At 56.7% G+C, this 17,466-nt stretch carries 16 protein-coding genes; 3 read left to right on the top strand and 13 right to left on the bottom strand.

Going from position 1 to position 17,466, the window contains the following annotated elements; translation table 11 throughout:
- Both EH198_RS15935 and EH198_RS15930 read right to left on the bottom strand, forming a co-directional pair.
- Complete coding sequence (locus EH198_RS15935; protein ID WP_246014365.1) at positions 1 to 438, bottom strand: SRPBCC family protein; 438 nt, start codon at positions 436 to 438, stop codon at positions 1 to 3.
- A 117-nt stretch (positions 439 to 555) separates the two neighbouring features.
- Positions 556 to 2,259 (bottom strand): glutamine--tRNA ligase/YqeY domain fusion protein, encoded by a 1,704-nt coding sequence (locus tag EH198_RS15930; RefSeq protein WP_124696507.1) that lies wholly within the window; start codon positions 2,257 to 2,259, stop codon positions 556 to 558.
- Between the two features lie 179 nt (positions 2,260 to 2,438).
- On the opposite strand from EH198_RS15930, the gene EH198_RS15925 reads away from it, so the two are divergent.
- Genes EH198_RS15925 through EH198_RS15915 form a run of 3 tightly spaced genes read left to right on the top strand, consistent with a single transcriptional unit; the run spans position 2,439 to position 3,476 of the window.
- On the top strand, positions 2,439 to 2,690 hold the full coding sequence (locus EH198_RS15925; protein ID WP_124696506.1) for a DUF2164 domain-containing protein: 252 nt from the start codon (positions 2,439 to 2,441) through the stop codon (positions 2,688 to 2,690).
- A 44-nt stretch (positions 2,691 to 2,734) separates the two neighbouring features.
- Complete coding sequence (locus tag EH198_RS15920; protein WP_124696505.1) at positions 2,735 to 3,283, top strand: GNAT family N-acetyltransferase; 549 nt, start codon at positions 2,735 to 2,737, stop codon at positions 3,281 to 3,283.
- A gap of 13 nt (positions 3,284 to 3,296) precedes the next feature.
- Positions 3,297 to 3,476, top strand: a complete 180-nt coding sequence (locus tag EH198_RS15915) for a hypothetical protein (protein WP_124696504.1) — start codon at positions 3,297 to 3,299, stop codon at positions 3,474 to 3,476.
- Positions 3,477 to 3,498: 22 nt separating this feature from the next.
- On the opposite strand, the gene EH198_RS15910 is transcribed toward EH198_RS15915, so the two are convergent.
- The 11 genes from EH198_RS15910 to EH198_RS15860 all read right to left on the bottom strand — a co-directional run bounded on the left by EH198_RS15910 (position 3,499) and on the right by EH198_RS15860 (position 17,431).
- On the bottom strand, positions 3,499 to 4,140 hold the full coding sequence (locus EH198_RS15910) for an MOSC domain-containing protein (RefSeq protein ID WP_124696503.1): 642 nt from the start codon (positions 4,138 to 4,140) through the stop codon (positions 3,499 to 3,501).
- Between the two features lie 67 nt (positions 4,141 to 4,207).
- Positions 4,208 to 4,708 (bottom strand): GNAT family N-acetyltransferase, encoded by a 501-nt coding sequence (locus EH198_RS15905; protein ID WP_124696502.1) that lies wholly within the window; start codon positions 4,706 to 4,708, stop codon positions 4,208 to 4,210.
- A 75-nt stretch (positions 4,709 to 4,783) separates the two neighbouring features.
- The gene (locus EH198_RS15900) at positions 4,784 to 6,019 is read right to left on the bottom strand and encodes an MFS transporter (RefSeq protein WP_124696501.1); all 1,236 of its coding nucleotides are present in this window, start codon (positions 6,017 to 6,019) and stop codon (positions 4,784 to 4,786) included.
- A 91-nt stretch (positions 6,020 to 6,110) separates the two neighbouring features.
- Positions 6,111 to 8,177 (bottom strand): molybdopterin-containing oxidoreductase family protein, encoded by a 2,067-nt coding sequence (locus tag EH198_RS15895; protein ID WP_124696500.1) that lies wholly within the window; start codon positions 8,175 to 8,177, stop codon positions 6,111 to 6,113.
- Between the two features lie 305 nt (positions 8,178 to 8,482).
- Entirely contained in the window at positions 8,483 to 9,310 is an 828-nt protein-coding gene (locus EH198_RS15890; RefSeq protein WP_124696499.1) for a formate/nitrite transporter family protein, read from the bottom strand.
- Between the two features lie 308 nt (positions 9,311 to 9,618).
- Positions 9,619 to 10,983: an FAD-dependent oxidoreductase gene (locus EH198_RS15885; protein WP_124696498.1), complete on the bottom strand. Its 1,365-nt coding sequence runs from the start codon at positions 10,981 to 10,983 to the stop codon at positions 9,619 to 9,621.
- Positions 10,984 to 11,270: 287 nt separating this feature from the next.
- The gene (locus EH198_RS15880; RefSeq protein ID WP_124696497.1) at positions 11,271 to 12,905 is read right to left on the bottom strand and encodes a formate--tetrahydrofolate ligase; all 1,635 of its coding nucleotides are present in this window, start codon (positions 12,903 to 12,905) and stop codon (positions 11,271 to 11,273) included.
- 301 nt (positions 12,906 to 13,206) lie between these two features.
- Positions 13,207 to 14,229, bottom strand: coding sequence for an LLM class flavin-dependent oxidoreductase (locus EH198_RS15875; protein ID WP_124696496.1), 1,023 nt, complete (start codon positions 14,227 to 14,229; stop codon positions 13,207 to 13,209).
- A gap of 97 nt (positions 14,230 to 14,326) precedes the next feature.
- Positions 14,327 to 14,674: a DUF3243 domain-containing protein gene (locus EH198_RS15870; RefSeq protein WP_124696495.1), complete on the bottom strand. Its 348-nt coding sequence runs from the start codon at positions 14,672 to 14,674 to the stop codon at positions 14,327 to 14,329.
- 114 nt (positions 14,675 to 14,788) lie between these two features.
- Positions 14,789 to 15,628, bottom strand: coding sequence for a M15 family metallopeptidase (locus EH198_RS15865; RefSeq protein WP_124696494.1), 840 nt, complete (start codon positions 15,626 to 15,628; stop codon positions 14,789 to 14,791).
- 147 nt (positions 15,629 to 15,775) lie between these two features.
- Positions 15,776 to 17,431, bottom strand: a complete 1,656-nt coding sequence (locus EH198_RS15860) for a DEAD/DEAH box helicase (RefSeq protein WP_379311101.1) — start codon at positions 17,429 to 17,431, stop codon at positions 15,776 to 15,778.
- Positions 17,432 to 17,466: the final 35 nt, after the last annotated feature.

The following is a 17,466-nucleotide window of genomic DNA, read 5'->3' as shown; positions in this document are numbered from 1 at the left end:
TTATGAAGTCTCTCCGGCCATTTGTTTATCCAGCTGCTCCAATACGAAAGGCCATGCCTGCTCATGCGCGTTTTTGGAATCCTCATCATAAAATCCCGCATGCGTGAGTCTTAGCAGCGTGCCGCCGTGCCGGGGAACCAGCTCGACCGTGACAACCGTCTCGGCTCCTTTCGTCCCCCCCTCTCCCGTAACCCAAGTCATTTCAACAAGGCGGTCTTGTTCGAGCTTGAGAAACCGGCCGTAATGGGGATGACGCCGAACCACGCTGTCCGTCCCGGTGCGGGAGATGGTCTCAAAAAAGAATACGGTACTAACTTCACCCTGCATAATCACCGAACCGGGCGCCGCAAACCAACGGTCAAACCGCCGGGTCCACGCTTGAAAAAGAACTTCAGGCAAAGCATCCATCTGCCGCTCCACTTTTAAAGAAAAAGCCATCAAATCCTCATTCCTCTCTGTTATTTATTAAAGGGTTAAACTCTTTGAATTGCAAAAAAAACGGCTGTCACGCTTTCGGGCGGCAGCCGTTTCTTCTGCTTGTCTTATGATTTCAGCCTAGCCCTGCTTCGGCGGGTGGTACGAACTCTTGAGCGAAACGATCAGGTTGAAGACCGGATTGCCGGGCTGCGAATACCGGCTGTCGACGTTAAAATAACCGTGACGGAAGAACTGGAACTTGTCCTGCGGCTCACTGTCCTTCAGCTCCGGCTCCACGAAGCCATGCAGAATTTCGATCGACTTCGGGTTCAGCTGATCCAGGAACGATTGCGCGGGCTTGACCGCACCTTCCAGCTCATCGGCTTCTCCTTCGCCTTCCGGTTCCTCCGCGAGAATCAGCGGCTCATACAGGCGGAATTCCGCCGCAGCGGCATGGCTTGCCTCCACCCAGTGCAGCGTCCCTTTCACCTTGCGGCCGGTAAACCCGGTGCCGCTCTTTGTCTCCGGATCGTAGGTACAGTGGAGCTCGGTCACTTCGCCGTTCTCATCCTTGATCACTTCGTTGCACTTGATGAAATAAGCATGCTTCAGGCGCACTTCATTGCCCGGGAACAACCGGAAATACTTACTCGGCGGATTCTCCATAAAATCGTCGCGCTCAATGTAAATCTCGCGGGAGAACGGAATTTTCCGGCTGCCCATTTCCTCATTCTCACTGTTATTCTCCGCTTCGAGCCATTCGACCTGACCCTCGGGATAATTGGTAATGACGACCTTAAGCGGACGAAGCACCGCCATCGTGCGCGGAGCCTTCAGTTTCAGATCCTCGCGGATAAAATGCTCCAGCATTTGCAGATCGACCAGGCCTTGGCTTTTGGAGATGCCGGTCTCGTATACGAAGGCGCGGATCGCTTCCGGCGTGTATCCACGGCGGCGGAGACCGGAAATCGTCGGCATGCGCGGGTCGTCCCAGCCGTCGACATGACCTTCGTCCACCAGCAGCTTGAGCTTCCGCTTGCTCGTTACGGTCCGCTCAAGATTCAGGCGGCCGAATTCATATTGATGCGGCGCGGCAGGCATTTCGCATTCGGCGATAACCCAGTCATAAAATGGGCGCTGGTCTTCGAACTCCAGGGAACAGAGGGAATGCGTCACGCTCTCGATGGCATCCTCAATTGGATGCGCATACGCGTACATCGGGTAAATGCACCATTTGTCGCCCGTATTGTGATGATGGGCATGGGAAATCCGGTAAATGACCGGATCGCGCAGGTTGATGTTCGGCGAAGCCATATCGATCTTGGCGCGAAGCACCTTCTCGCCGTCCTTGAACTCGCCCGCGCGCATGCGGCGGAACAGATGGAGACTCTCTTCTACGCTGCGGTCACGGTAAGGGCTGTTCTTCCCCGGTTCGGTCAGCGTGCCGCGAAGCTCGCGAATTTCGTCAGCGCTGAGATCGTCGACGTAAGCCTTGCCCTTGTTAATCAAAAGCTCCGCCCGCTTGTACATTTCTTCGAAATAGTCGGAGGCGAAGCGCAGGTTCTCCCAAGTGTAACCGAGCCATTTCACATCTTCTTCGATCGATTTGACATACTCCGTATCTTCCTTGAGCGGATTCGTATCGTCAAAGCGCAGGTTCGTCTTGCCTCCGAACTCGCCCGCAAGCGTGAAATTGATCCAGATCGCCTTGGCGTGTCCGATATGCAGATAGCCGTTCGGTTCCGGGGGGAACCGGGTAACGACTTCGTTAACTTTGCCAGAGCGGAGATCTTCGGTAATGACATTTTTAATGAAATTGGAGGGGGTGCTCCGGTTCTCCACAGCAATCAACCTTTCGTTCGTTAATTCTTATCCTTGTTCCTTGTATAAACAGGTTTCCTATTAATATACCCGTTACGCCGGGATTGTTCAATAAAATGGCATACCCTGCCAAGGGGCCGGTTCCTTTTGACTTCCCGCCGGGTCATGGAGTAGCATGAGGTTCAAGGGGAGGTTGAAAAATGAAACCGATCAAAATGCCAAAAGAGCATCGGGAAACGATGCTTGATCATATCCAGGAATATTTCGAGCTTGAACGCGGCGAGAGCATCGGGCGTCTCGCGGCGGACAGCCTGCTGGACTTTTTCGTGAATGAGCTCGGACCGGCCGTCTACAACCAGGCGCTGAGCGACTGCCGGACCCTGACAATGCAGCGGATGCAAGGGCTGGAAGAGGATATCTATGCCCTGGAATGGAAAGCATCCCGTAAATAAGCGTCACCGCTGGAGACATTCACAGAACAAAGGGAGGCGGCAGCTTGTTCCATTTTGTGATCGATGATGAGCTTGTCCTGAAGCCTCTGGCGGCGGAGCAGGCAGGGGCCTTGCTTGGACTTGTAGATCAATCAAGGGAGCGTCTGCGCAAATGGCTGCCCTGGGTGGACAGCGTGACGGACGTGTCGCATATGACGGCTTTTATTAAAACCGCCACCCGTCAGGGCAGCGACAACGGAGGATTTACCGCCGGCCTGTGGGTAAGCGGCGAGATGGCCGGCATTATCGGATTTCATGAAATTGACTGGCACAACCGGTCCGTCGGCATCGGCTATTGGCTGGGGCAAAGCTTTGAAGGCAACGGCTACATGACCAGCGCCTGCCGGGTGTTCATCGACCATGCCCTGCTGGAAATTCAGCTTAACCGGGTAGAAATCCGCTGCGCCACGGGCAATACCTCCAGCCGCGCCATTCCCGGGCGGCTCGGTTTCGTGCTGGAGGGCGTGATCCGGGAAGCCGAGAAGCTCCCGACCGGCTATGTCAACCATGCCATATACGGCATGCTGCGGAGCGAGTGGAAGCTGCTCCGGTAATGAGAGAGGCGAGGTGAACAGGAAATGCAGCCGAAAGAGCGCCCTTGCTCTTAAACCGGACGGACGGCTGGCCCTTTTCTGGAATATGTATACCGACGAAAGCAGCGCCGTACATAAGGAATATCTCACGGTCTGCACGGAATACGGGTTGGTGCCGTTTCAGGACGGGGCTGAAATGGCTGCCAAAAAATAGGGCGGCCCGTTAAGGCCCCCTCTTACTCCGGCCCGTCCAGCCACCCCTGGAACCGTGACCGGATTCCGGACGCCAGGCTGTCCAGCCGGACAAGCTCTTCCAGGCCGCGCTTGTCCCCGCGCCCGGTCGCCATCATGTGCAGCACGCGGGAAACCGGCACTCCTCCGTCCCCAGAGGAGACTTTCACTATCGCCGAGCCAGAGGCAAGCTCCCCTTCGCGAAGCACCCGGAAATAGAAGCCGCTGAAGCCCGTCTTCAGCACCTCAGCGGGAAATTCCGCCGGGCCGTGCTTTTGCGAGAGCTTGAAGCAGGGGTATCGGGGCTGGCTTACCTGAACGAGCGCGGTCCCGATCTCATAAATGTCGCCGATGCAGACTTCCGTTTCGAGCAGCCCGGCGGTCGCCAGATTTTCTCCGAAGGCGGCGCAGTCCAGCTTTTTGCCAAGCCATTGTTCCCAGTAGGCGTAATGCTCCGACGGATACACGCAGACGGCCTTGTCCGGGCCTCCGTGATTGACCAGATCGGCTTGTCCGTCCCCAGTCAGCCCGTCTGCCGATAGACGCACGGGGCCTTCCACAGGAAATTTGTATATGCCCGTCTCCAGCGTCTTTCCGTGATAAAGGGCCGTTACCGGCATTCCTACGTTCAATGACATGATTTTCATGACCAACCCCGCTTTCTGTTCGCTTCTTTCTGTCGTTCGTCCGTTCTTCCGCTCGTCTATTCGGTGCCTACATGAGGCGGCAGCTCATAAATACCTCGTCCACATACCGGCCCCCAAGATAAAATTCCTCGCGCAGCCGCCCTTCTTCCCGGAAACCGCATTTGTGATAAAAAGCCAGAGCCGGGACATTGCAGGAAAGCGCGCGCAGCCGAAGCCTGCGGATGCCGCGCTCAGCGGCCAGCTTCTTGACGGCCTCAATCAGGCCCCGGCCGATTCCCGAACGCTGCCGTTCGGGATGAACGGCAATATGAATCTCATAGACATGCCGGTTGCTCTTCATACCGGTAGGACAGCCGAAGCCGACATAGCCGCACAGCTTGTCCTCTTTTACCGCCACAAGCTGGGAGCCGGGAGGCGCATGCAGCAAATAGTCCTCGCTCGACCGCCACGACAAAGCCGCTGGAGCCGTATCCTCGGTCCATATCAGATGATCCAGCATAATCAGCTCGCGAACATCGCGAAGCTCGGAGAGCCGGATCGACAGCGTATCTCTGTCTATGTGAAGCATATTGGTATCCCCCTTGCAAGTAGGCGGCGCATTGAACAAGCACCGATGTATTGAAGCTTCTATCCCATGCTACGGTCAGGCCGATTTCACCGTTTCCGCCGGTTCCGCAAGCACCGCGCCGCGTCTGCTGCCGTACGCATGAATCACGAAAAACCCTACAGCCAGCACCGCAACGCCGCAGGCCAGCCAGGCGGTCGGCGCCAGGCCTCCCGCGTCGAACAGGCCGCCCATGAAGTAAGGTCCAAGCACCCTGCCGACCGCTCCGATTCCTCCTGTGAGGCCCAGATAGAATGGAGCGCCCAGCGAGGCATGCTCCGTGATAAACGCCGGCATGGCAGGAGCAATGAGCATTTCGCCAAGCGTCGTCAGCAGCATCGCGAGCAGCATTCCCGCATAGCTCGGCATCGTCAGGATGACGGCGTAGCCGCTTAGGTAAAAGACGGCGCTCGCCGTCATCTGCGCCGCCGATCCGGCCGCGAACCAGCGCTTGATCAGGCCGACCAGCGGCTGGGCGGCGAAGATCAGAATGCCGTTTAGAGTCCACAGGAAGCCATAATATTTCTTCGGCAAACCTTCCGAAATGATGAATGGCGACACTCCCGTATTCCAGATGGAGTTGCCGATGAGCAGAAACAGCGAACCGAGGGCCATAAACAGATAGATCCGTGTATTGCCCATCAGTTCCCAGTTCGAAACGGCCCGCGGCTGCGCCCTCCTGGATTCGCCCGGAACCGGTCCTTGCACGCTGCCCACTTTTCTCAGATACACAAAGAAAAAAACGGCAAATACGGCAGAGGTGACGCCGTTCATCACGAAGCTCAGCATATAGGAGATATCGGCCAGAAATCCGCTCAGCGCCGTTCCGACCGCCACTCCGATATTGTTAGCGACATAGACGATATTGAACAGCTCGGCCCGCCGCTCCGCGAACCGAAAGCCGATGAACGCCTGGATCGCGGGCATCGAGAGCGCGCCAAACAGTCCCACCAGCCCCATTGCGATTATGAACATCGTCCAGCTTGCGCTTGCCGCCGGGAGGGCGAACAGAGCCAGCGCATTCATGGCCAGCGCGCCGACAATCAGCTTGTTCACCCCGACTTTATGATACAGGGCGCCGCCGAGCAGTTGCCCGGCAATCCCGCCAATTGACTGAATCAAAATAACGAGTCCGGCGTCCTGCATGCTCCGTCCCAGCTCGTCAAATACATACATCGTAACCAGCGGCCACATCAGCGCGCTGCCGGTCGCGTTAATCAAGCTTGCGATCAGAAATACTTTTATTTCTCTAGGGTAGTCATCCAAAAACCTCATCTGCCTATACATCCCCTGTAATCTATGTGTCATTAATGCTATCTAGTATTACGTCTAACAGACGTTCAGGGCAAGCATATGCATTGACGCTTTAACGCAGTTCAACTTCAACGGTAGCTGAGAAAAAGGTTGCGCCCTTGCCCATATCGCTCAGCCGGGAGGGTGTCAGCACATTGCTCCGCTGCGGGCGGTCCTTGCCTTCCCACCACAGTCCCTGGCTGATAACGATGCCCGGCAGCATACGGTCGGTTACCGACGCCCAAATCTCGATCACGCCGCGGTCGTTATATACCTTGACCTCATCACCGTCGGCAATCCCCCGTTCCGCGGCATCCGCCGGGTGAATTTGCAGAGTCGGCCTTTTCTCTAAGGCTTGATGCTTAGCGATATTGGAGAAGGTAGAGTTGAGAAAGTTGTGGTTAGGCGGCGAGATGAACATCAGCGGATACTGTACTTCCTTGCCCGGCCGCCGAATGCCGTCAAAGCCTTCGACAAGCGGAGTGTAGACCGGCAGCGGCGGCAGTCCCGCATTCTCCATCGCCCGGGAGTACAGCTCAATTTTGCCGGAAGGCGTGGGCAGATTGTCCAGGTACCGCTCTTTGGGCGCCATATCCAGTTTGACATGCCGCTCGGCCTTCAGCCGCTCCAGCGTAACTCCGTTCAGATAAGGATTGCGCGGGTAGTCCAGCGCCTCGCGGATCATGTCCTCCTCGCTTTGCCCGAAGGCTTCCTCGTCAAAGCCCATAGCCTTTCCAAGCAGGGAGAACAGCTCGACGTTGCTTTTGCACTCTCCCGGGGCTGCCAGCACCGGCTCCTGAACCTGGATATAGTGATGCCAGTAAGAACTATACAAATCGGTATTCTCAAAAGTCGACGTTGAGGGCAGCACAATGTCGGCGTATTTCGCGGTATCGGTCAGAAAAAGATCATGCACGACCGTGAACAGGTCTTCGCGCGCGAATCCGCGCCGCACCCGCTCCGCTTCCGGCGCGACGACAACCGGATTGCTGCAATAGACGAACAGCGCCTTCACCGGCTGCTCCGTCATTTCAAGCGCTTCACCGATCCGGTTCATATTAATGCTCCGCGCCCGCGGGTTCGGGCGAAGATCAGGACGCTCTAGCGCCCGGGAATTCATCGCGGCATACCCGCCGTTGCCCTTGATTGCGCCTCCCCCCGTCTTCAGCCACTGTCCGGTCAGCGCCGGCAGACAGGCGATGCTGCGCACCGCCATGCCGCCGTTGTCGTGATGTTGAAGCCCGTTGCCGATGTGGATAAAAGACACCGTCGCCTCACCGTACAGTTTACCCAACTGTTCAATGTCTTCAGCTGGGATGCCCGTAATGGCCGCCACAGCCTCCGGCGTATACTCTTCCGCCTGCTTCCGCAGTTCTTCATGCCCCACCGTATAAGTCTTGAGGAAACTCGCGTCCGTCAGCCCGTCGCGGAATAAAATATGCATGATGCCGAGCGCCAGCGCCGCATCCGTCCCCGGATAGAGCGGTAGGAACCAGTCGGCCCACTGTGCCGTGCGGTTCTTGTGAACGTCGATGACGACGATTCTGGCTCCCTTCTTACGGGCCTGCTCGGCCAGCACTACCTGGTGCATATTCGTGCTGACGATATTGCCTCCCCAGACGATGATCAGATCAGCGTTCACGATATCCTCCGGGCTTGTCCCGCCGCTGAAGCCCATCGTGTATTTCCAGCCCGCGCTTCCGGCGGCGTTGCAGATCGTCTGCTCCAGGCGGCTCGCTCCAAGCGCGTTAAAGAACCGGCGGTCCATTCCCTCCACGCTTAGCACGCCCATGTTGCCGTAGAAGCTGTAAGGTAAAATGCTCTCCGGGCCATATTCCTCCGACAGACTGCGGAATTTGCCGGCGATTTCTGCGATCGCTTCATCCCAGCTTATCGGCTCGAACACAGCCTCCCCTTTTTGCCCCACACGCCGAAGCGGGGTAGTCAGACGGTCCGGATGGTGGATACGCTGCGCCATATGCCTAACCTTGTTGCAGATGGCGCCCCGGGTGACCGGGTGCTCAGGGTTTCCTTCGATTTTTACAATTTTGCCGTCTATCTTATGCACAAGAAGCCCGCAAGTGTCGGGACAATCCAGTGAGCATACGGCTGGAAATACGCCATTCTCCAGTTTGTTCATGCCGCTTAGCCCTCCTCGTATTTGCTGCTTTTATTGTATAATCGAATATCTCTATTCGTAAAGCAAAACGGGGACGCTCCCGCTGATTCGAACCGGTGAAAGCCGGGTAATAGAAAACATGAAATACTCCCTATTTTTTCGCCGTAAGCCTCGGTTTCGTTCCCCCGGACCGTTAGCGATTACGGCGAATTTTGTGTTGCCTTGGGTGTTTGCTCATACAAAAGGGCACCGCTCCTCCGGAGACGGTACCCTTGATTGGTTCAGGCATTGCAGTATAAAAAAATTATAGCATTAATCGCCGGTTATTAAGCGTGCTTCTTCACGCCGGCGGAAGCCACGCTGTCAAGCGATTGAACCGCAGCAGGCGATTTGCGCAGGTAGGCGTTCCAGTAGGCGGCGGCTACAAACAGCGCTCCGCCTGTTAGGTTGCCGAGCCAGACCGGAATGAAATTGCCAACGTATTGCCCCCATGTGAAATGGCCTTCGAAAATGGCCGCCGGAATCAGGAACATGTTGGCGACAACGTGCTGGAACCCGATGGCAACGAAAGCCATGGTCGGGAACCAGATGCCGAGAATTTTGCCGCTGAAATTGTCGGCGCCGTAGGACAGCCAAACGGCCAGGGCAACCAGCCAGTTACAGCCGATACCCGAAATAAAAGCTTGCAGGAAGGTGGCGTCCAGTTTATGTCCCGCCATGTCGACTACCTTATCGAGATAAACGCCGTCGGCGGTCAGACCGACGATATGGCCGAAGAAATAAGCCACGAACAGCGCGCCCGCCAAATTGCTCAGCGTAATAAGAATCAGATTCTTAATGGTTTCTGCGAATGAAATCTTCTTCGACATCAATGCGAGCGGCACAGCCATCATATTGCCGGTCAACAGTTCGCCGCCTGCCAGAAGCACGAGAATCAGCCCGACCGGGAACACTGCGGCCCCGATAAAGTTAGCGATGGATCCCCATTCCTTCGGCGCGCTGGCGATGACGCGGATATCAAGCAAAAATCCCAGGGCGATAAACGCTCCCCCTAAAAATCCGAGAATAAGTACGGTGGCAAGAGGGTTATGCGCCTTCTTGATGCCGTTCTCCACCGTTACTTCCGCTATTTGCTGCGGTTTGTTATAAGCCATGGTTCCTGTCTCCTTCTATTTACTTTAAATTTTTCCTTTACGCCCATTGTAGCTCTTTGCCCCCCACATTTACGTGATAATTATCACTCAAGAAAACCACTAGTGAAATTTTTCACCAGTGTGTCAAACTTTAAACCGCTTCCGAAAACTGTAAAAAAGTGCATACAATTATGGCGTTAAGCAACCCTTAATTCGGTCTGAGTTAAGCTTGGGCCAGCTCCCGAAAAACATAAAAAACCGGAGCCGCATCCGGCTCCGGTTGATATAATGGATAGTTCGATTTAGCTAGTACCCCTGCCGCCGGCCGTTTACGCTCTGACCGGCTGTTTGCTTTCCACTGATTTCGGCAGCGCTTGAAGTCCTGCCGTGTTCAGGAAGTTCCACGGCTTATTGTAATGGGGCTGGAAGAAGAAGTCGATAAAGGCGAGCTGATCGACCGTCATCCCGTTTTGGATGCAGACGGAGATCGTATTGATCGACTGCGTCAAATCCATTTTCGACATGATTTGTGCTCCGAGAATCCGGCGCGTGTCGCGTTCAAACACCACTTTAAGCTGCAATTCCTCAAAAGTCGGCATAAACTCCGGACGGTAGTTGTCCGTAATCATGACCGCTTCGGCATTGATTCCTTCGTGCTTGGCAGCAGCTTCGGTCAAGCCGGTTCCGGCGATGTTGTCTTCGTAAATTTTAATGCCGGAAGTCCCTTGAGTTCCCATGTAAGGTATCGTATTGTTCACCAGATTGCGGGCGACCAGCGTGCCCATACGCACGGCGTTGGTGGCCAGCGGGATGTAGGCTGTTTTGCCGGTCGGGTTGTAATGGATGGCGCAGCTGTCTCCGGCAGCAAAGACATCCGGCGCGCTGGTGCGCATATAGTTGTCCACGATAATCGCGCCGTTGTCCAGCATATTGACCTGCCCCTTAAGCAGTTCCGTGTTCGGACGGAAACCGATGCAGAGGATAACGAGATCCGCTTTGTATTCGCCCTTATCCGTAACGATTGTCGTTACCTTGCCGTCTTCGCCTTTGAAGGAGCTGACCTTCTCGCCGAGCGCCAGCTCGATACCGTGATCCTTCAGCGATTGTTCGATCGGATTCGTAAACTCGGCGTCCAGATATTTGCTCAGGATGCGCGTCTCCGCATCGATCAGCGTAACCTTTTTGCCGTTAAGCTGGAATGCCTCGACCAGTTCGACGCCGATATAGCCCGCTCCCACGACGGCGATATGGTTCGCTCGCTGCGCTTTTTCGATAATCGTATTGGAATGATGGAAGTTTTTTGAGAGCAGAATATTATCAAGCTCCATTCCCTCAAGCTTCGGCACGATCGGCCAAGAACCCGTCGTTACAATCAGCTTGTCGTAGGTGTCGTCAAATTCCTTGCCCGTGTTCAGGTTGCGGGCGCGCAGCGTTTTGTTCTTTGTATCGACGGAGACAACCTCATGGCGCATGTTGGTCTTGACTCCAAGCTCAGCCAGCTTCTCCGGGGACGAATAGAACAGCCCCTGCGGGTCCTTCACAACGCCTCCGACATACAGCGCTATGCCGCAGGACAAGAACGAGATGTTGTCGTTGCGCTCATACACGGTAATCTCGGCTTCCGGGTACAGCTGGGCTGTATTGACAATGGCGGCGGTTCCTGCGTGGGTGCATCCGATAACGGCTACTTTCATAGTTTCTTCCTCCTCCAATTTGCAAAGCCTTTTTTTGTATAAAACGTTTGTTAATGTGATTTTTTTCACTTTATATGTTCATTATATTGTGATAATTATCACATTTCAATCATTTTTTTGCCAATTAACATATTGTTCACAATTTAAAGTAAAACCGCTTCGGCATAAGTCTGTTTTAGTTTTGCCCGCTTGCCCTTACATTATGTCAGCGGAAGGAATGGAAAAACCCCCGGTTTCACTTGCGAAACCGGGGGTTCTGTAAATTCTGTAAAAGTTTAAAATTTAAGCTATAACAGACCGAGCAGGCGTCCTTCCTCATCGATCCGCAGCCCTTCGGCGGCGGGCTTGGCGGGAAGCCCAGGCATAGTGACGATGCTGCCTGTAATGACAACGGCAAAGCCCGCTCCCAGCGACAGCGTAATATCGCGCACCTGAACGGTGAAGCCCCGCGGCGCGCCGAGCAGTCGTGGCTGGTCGGAGAAGGAATAAGGGGTCTTGGCCATGCAAACCTGCAGGCGGCTTAGGCCCAGTCTTTCGATGAGCGCCAGGCTGCGCTTTGCCGCCGGACTGAAGGCGACATCGGCGCCGTGGTAGATTTCCTTGACGATTTTGCCGATCTTCGACGGAATGTCCAGTTCGTTCTCGTATAAAGGAGCAAAAGAAGACGCATCACTTACGGCCAGAAGCTTCTTCAGCTCGGTCGCCAGCTCCAGGCCTCCCGCACCGCCTTCGGCCCACGCCTTGGAAATGGCGGCGGGTACGCCCAGTCGGCGGCAAGCCGCCAGCACTTCCTGAATCTCCGCCTGGCTGTCGCCTTCAAAATGATTGAGCGCCACTACGACCGGAACACCGAATTTCCGCAAATTATTGATGTGGCGTTCCATATTGGCCATTCCGGCAAGCAGAGCGGCCCGGTTTCCGGCGTAAAGCTCTCCCTTGGGGGCACCGCCGTTATATTTCAGCGATTTTACCGTAACGACCAGTACGGCGGCGGAGGGCTTAAGACCCGACTGCCGGCATTTGATGTCCATGAACTTCTCCGCCCCGAGATCGGCGCCGAAGCCCGCTTCCGTCACAACGACTTCGCCGAGCTTAAGCGCGTAGCGGGTGCCGATCACGCTGCTGCAGCCGTGCGCGATATTGGCAAACGGACCGCCGTGCACAATTACCGGTGTTCCCTCGAGCGTCTGCACCAGATTCGGCTTAACCGCCTCTTTCAGCAGAGCGGTCATCGCATCCACCGCCTTCAGTCCGCCCGCCGTCACCGGCTGCCCTTCAAGGTCATAGCCGATCAGCATCCGGCCAAGACGTTCCCGCAGATCGGGCAAATTATCGCACAGGCACAGCACAGCCATAATTTCCGAAGCGGTAGTGATCTGAAAGCCGCTCTCCCGGACGATCCCGTTGCCGTCGCCAAGCCCCGTGACGACACTGCGGAGGCTGCGGTCGTTCATGTCCATCACCCGTTTCCACACAATCCGCTGCGGGTCCAGCCCCAGCTCGTTGCCCTGGAAGATGTGATTGTCAATCATGGCCGACAGCAGATTATGCGCTGACGTCACCGCATGGATATCGCCCGTAAAATGCAGATTGATCTCGTCGGCCGGAACAATCTGCGCTTTGCCGCTGCCCGTTGCCCCGCCCTTCATGCCAAGGCAGGGTCCGAGAGAAGGTTCCCGCAGCGCGGCCACCGTCTTGACGCCCGCCTTGTTCATGGCCTGCGCGAGCCCGATGGTCGTCAGTGTCTTCCCTTCTCCCGCTGGCGTCGGGTTGATGGCGGTAACCAGCACCAGCTTGCCGTCGGGACGGCCCTTGATCTCATCCCACAGGGATGGTGCCAACTTTGCCTTATATTTGCCGTATAACTCCAGATGATCTTCCTGAATGCCTGTCTCTGCCGCTACTTCCGTAATTAACCTCATATCTGTATATAGACCTCCTGCACCTTTATCCTGAACCTTGTCCCGGCTGCCGCCAGCAGCCGCATATCTTCGGACATGCCGCACATTAGCTCTATTTCAGGATACAGGCTCTTTGAAAAGCGTCAAGCCTTATTTTTCAGGTATTAACGCTTTCTCCATTCGTCCGCATGATAAAAAAAGCCTCCCGAAAAGAGAATTCCCCCTTCGGAAGGCTTCAGAACCGTGCTTTTCGTTTCCCTTTCATCTGATATGTAACATGATGAGCTACTTATTTCAACCGGCAAAGCGCCAAAAACAGCTGCTAACTGGGAGACTGACGCCCGGCCAGCCCGCATGCTTCCGCGATCAGACGATAGGATTTCAGCTTATCCGAAAAGTCGTGCATCACGCTGGCGATGATCACTTCCTCGCAGCCGAACCGCGCGCAAATTTCGAGCAGCTGATCGCGGATCTCTTCGGGAGAGCCGACCAGTATATGTTTGCGGTTCTCATTAACGATGTGCTTCTCATAAGGCGTATAGGGATATGAAAGCGCGGACTCGACGGAAGGCGTCGGGGTGGAGACATGCGTCTTGTCCAGCAGGACGGCCGAGAGGTCCATGCTGGAAGCCAGCCGGTCCGCTTCTTCGGCTGTCTCCGCGCAGGCAGCGAACACGGCGACCATGCCTTGGGGCTTTAACAACAAAGGCGATGGGCAAAAATGAGCGCGATAGGCCGCCATCGCCGCCTCCCCTTCGCTGAAGTTAATGAAATGGGCAAAAGCCAGCCCTGTTCCCAGCCTCGCGGCTAATTCCGCGCTGTCCCTGCTCGAACCGAGCAGCCAAATCTCAGGCGGGGAGGCAACGACAGGCATGGCCTGAAGCCCCGCAAAACGGTGATGCAGGTCCGCTCCATTGTTCAGATAGGCGATTAGATCCGCAATCTGCAGGGAATAATGGTCCGGGCCAGCCTTTCCGTATTCTTGCAAAGCGCGGACGGCCAGAACGCCCCCGCCGGCTGCCCGGCCGATCCCCAGATCAATGCGCCCGGGATAAAGGGCCTGCAGCACACGGAAATTCTCCGCAACTTTGTATGCGCTATAGTGGGGGAGCAGGATACCTCCTGAGCCGATTCGGATGGAAGAGGTAACGGCCGCCAAATGCGCCATGAGCACCTCCGGACTCGATCCGGCAAGGCCGGGCGCAAAATGATGCTCCGCTACCCAGAAGCGGAAATAACCGAGCCTTTCGGCTTCCTGGGCCAGAGCGGCGGTCTGTGCGAGCGCCTCGGCAGGCGAGCTTCCTTCCGATACCGGCGACTGGTCAAGCACACTGAGCTTAATCATGGTAAGGCATCCTTTCCGCGTGAACTGACTGCCGGCCTATGACCCAAAAAAGCCCTCTTCGGCAAAGCCAAAGAGGGAGTAACGCTCTATTCCGATCTTAGACCGTTTCGGACAATGCAAGCCTGACCAGCATGGATGCGAACTTGGTCCGCTCCTCTTTGCTGCCTACTTTCCACAGTTCCAGAAGCAGCTTCTCCTCGCTGTTGCGCGGTTCCTCGTAAGCGGCCAGATAATCGGCCACCTTCTCGGCCGCTTGGGCAAGCTGCGCCTCGCTGAGGCCGATTTTCCTGGCCAGTTGGACCCGCTTGCTTAAATAAGTCCGAAATGCATCGAAGTTGTTCAAGATTTCTTCTCTTTGACCCGGTTCGATCCGGTCCAGGGTTTCCTTCACCATATTGATCGCCACGCTGCCGTCTTTGCTTACAACATGATTATGCTCGGACACGTTGTCGCCTCCTTAAGCGCTAATAGCGGTTTTACACTATTTAACCGGGGCGGAAATTGGTGAATCAAGGTCAAAACCGGACCAGATACTTTTAAAAAATAATAGCGCGCCCAATTATTTTGAGACGGGCACGGCGTTATAGTACTCCTCCAGCGTAATGCCTTTTTCCGTCAGGTAACGGGCGATCTCCTTGCCCACATAACGTACATGCCACGGCTCGTACATGTAACCCGTAACGGCTGCTTTCCCTTCCGGATAACGGATAATGAAACCATACTCCGGCGCATGGAGCGCCAGCCAATTCGCCTCCTTCGTTCCGGCAAAACAGCTCTCCGCCGCACATTTGCCGTCCCTGCCGGAAAGGTCGATCGCCAGCCCCGTCTGATGTTCGCTGTAACCGGGAACGGCGCTGTAAGTGCGCGCCTTTTCCTCCCCGTCCCGCTCCGCATAGGCGTTGAACAGACTCCGCTGCGTCTTCGCGGAGCGATAGGCGGAAACCCCCGCCAAATACACCTTGTCCAACTTCGCGGCCGCGAACATCTCTTCGAGCGCATGAGCCGCTTCCTTGCGCATCATCCGCTTTTCAATTTTTTCTTTAAATGTAAACGGAACGTCGGGATACACCAGATCGGCCGGCTTATAGTCATCGGGCAGCCCGTACTGCTTGTTCACGATGACGCCGATGCTGTCTGGCTTCGTCGCCGCAAGCTGAGCCTCTCCGGCAGGTCCCCCGCTCAGCGCCTCCTGTGAGACTGAAGGAGAGGCTGAAGGAGAAGCCGAAGGGGCCGGCGGTGTGCCCGCCGGTTCCGTCGCCGCCGCTCCATTAAGGTTCGGCTGATCAACGGCTGCGGCCCCGCCGCCGGTGGATGAAGCCGGCGATGTATATTTCCCTATTCCCCAGCCGGCGGCGATGACGACAAGGAACAGGAGAGGAATCCATATTTTTTTGCGCATAGCGCTTCCTCCTTATAACCGGTGTTGCTGTTGTATACCCTTATAGACAAGCTAAAGGCGGCAAATGTTTCAGCCGCCTCCCAAGAAATCTCTGCCAACCGCCGTTATCGGGCGGTTCTTTCATATGCCGGCATAGCCCGGCGTCCTTTATCTGCCGCGGTTACCTCGGCTGCCGCCGCCTTTGCGGCCCGCCTCACCGCTCCGCGCGCCGTGTCCGCCGCTTCCCCGGCCGGCGTAGCCGGGTGCGGCCTTGCCGGCAGCGCCTTTCCTGCCGCCGCTGCGGGCCGCGCCGCCGCGGGAAGGCCCGCCCTGCGCATGGCCTTGGCTCCCCTGCGTACGGCCTTGGCCCCCCTGCGCATGGCCTTGGCCACCCTGCGCACGGGCTTGACTACCCTGCGCATGGCCTTGGCCCCCCTGCGCATGGCCTGGGCTACCCTGCGCACGGGCTTGGCCGCCCTGCGCACGGCCTTGGCCGCTGTGCGCAGCGCGTTTGTCCGCAGCCGCTCCGTCCTGGCGGCTGCGCCGTCCCCGGTCGGCGTCCCTGCCCCGGCCGCCCGATTCCTTGCCGCGGCCGCTTACCCGCGCGCCGCCCGCCTTGGGTCCGCGCCCGGTCCGCGCGGACTCGGAAGCGGCGCCTCCGCGCGCGCCGCCGCCCGTGCCCGTGGCGAATTTGGCTTCGCCGAATTCGCCATTCTCATAGCGGCGGCGTTCCAGCCGCTGTGAAATGCCGCGCTCGATCATCTCAAGCCCCGCGCGGTCGCGCGGAGAGGCGAAGGTGATCGCGAGCCCTTTGCCGCCCGCCCGTCCGGTGCGGCCGATGCGATGAATGTAGCTGTCCACATCCAGCGGCATATCGTAATTGAAGACATGGGTCACGCCCTCCACGTCAAGCCCGCGGGCAGCGACGTCGGTCGCGACCAGCAGTTGAAGCTTCGCCTCACGGAACGTCTTCATGACCGACTCCCGCTTGTTCTGCGACAGGTCGCCGTGCAGCTCATCGCAGTCATAGCCCGCTTCGCTGAGAGCTTCGCTCAGCTTCGACACCCGGCGTTTCGTCCGGCAAAAAATAATGGCCAAATACGGGCGGTCCCGTTCGATCAACGCTTTAAGCGCTTCCTCCTTCGCACGGTCGGTACACTCGACGACCTGCTGGCGGATATTGTCCAGCGGAATCGGCGAGCCGCTCTTGATCACAATGTCGACCGGCTGCTTCATATAGCTTGCCGCCAGCTGCTTAATCGGATCGGGCATGGTCGCCGAGAACAGCATTGTCTGCCGCCTCGAGGGGATCGCCGTAATGATGCTTTCCACCTCGTCGAGAAAGCCCATATGCAGCATTTGGTCCGCTTCGTCGAGCACCAGCATGGTCACTCCGCCCAAAGCCAGTGTCTCGCGGCGCATATGGTCCAGCAGTCTGCCCGGCGTACCGATAATGAGATGTCTGCCGCTCTCAAGCTTGCGCAGCTGCTTCTCCACGTCCTGTCCGCCGTATACCGCCAGGATCTTGATGTCGCTCTGGCTCGTAAGCTTCCGCGCTTCCTCCGTAATCTGAAGGGCCAGCTCCCGGGTCGGTGCCATGATCAGCGCTTGCGGAAAAGGCCGGTCCGGCCTGATTTTATCCAATATCGGCAGCAGAAAAGCCAGCGTCTTGCCCGTTCCCGTCTTGGCTCTCGCAATGACGTCCAGACCCTGCACCACCGGCGGAATTGCTTCCGCCTGAACCGGGGTAGGCTGTGCAATGCCTTGCCCCCGCAGAAGCGCCGTCAGCGCCTCCGAAACTCCCAACTCTTTAAAACCCGGCAATTTCATCACCTCATTCTTCCTCATTTTATCGATTT

The sequence above is a fragment of the Paenibacillus rhizophilus genome (assembly GCF_003854965.1).
GTDB lineage: Bacteria > Bacillota > Bacilli > Paenibacillales > Paenibacillaceae > Paenibacillus_AQ > Paenibacillus_AQ rhizophilus.
Note: the sequence above shows the minus strand (reverse complement) of the source record. Positions and strands in the feature narration are given on the sequence as shown.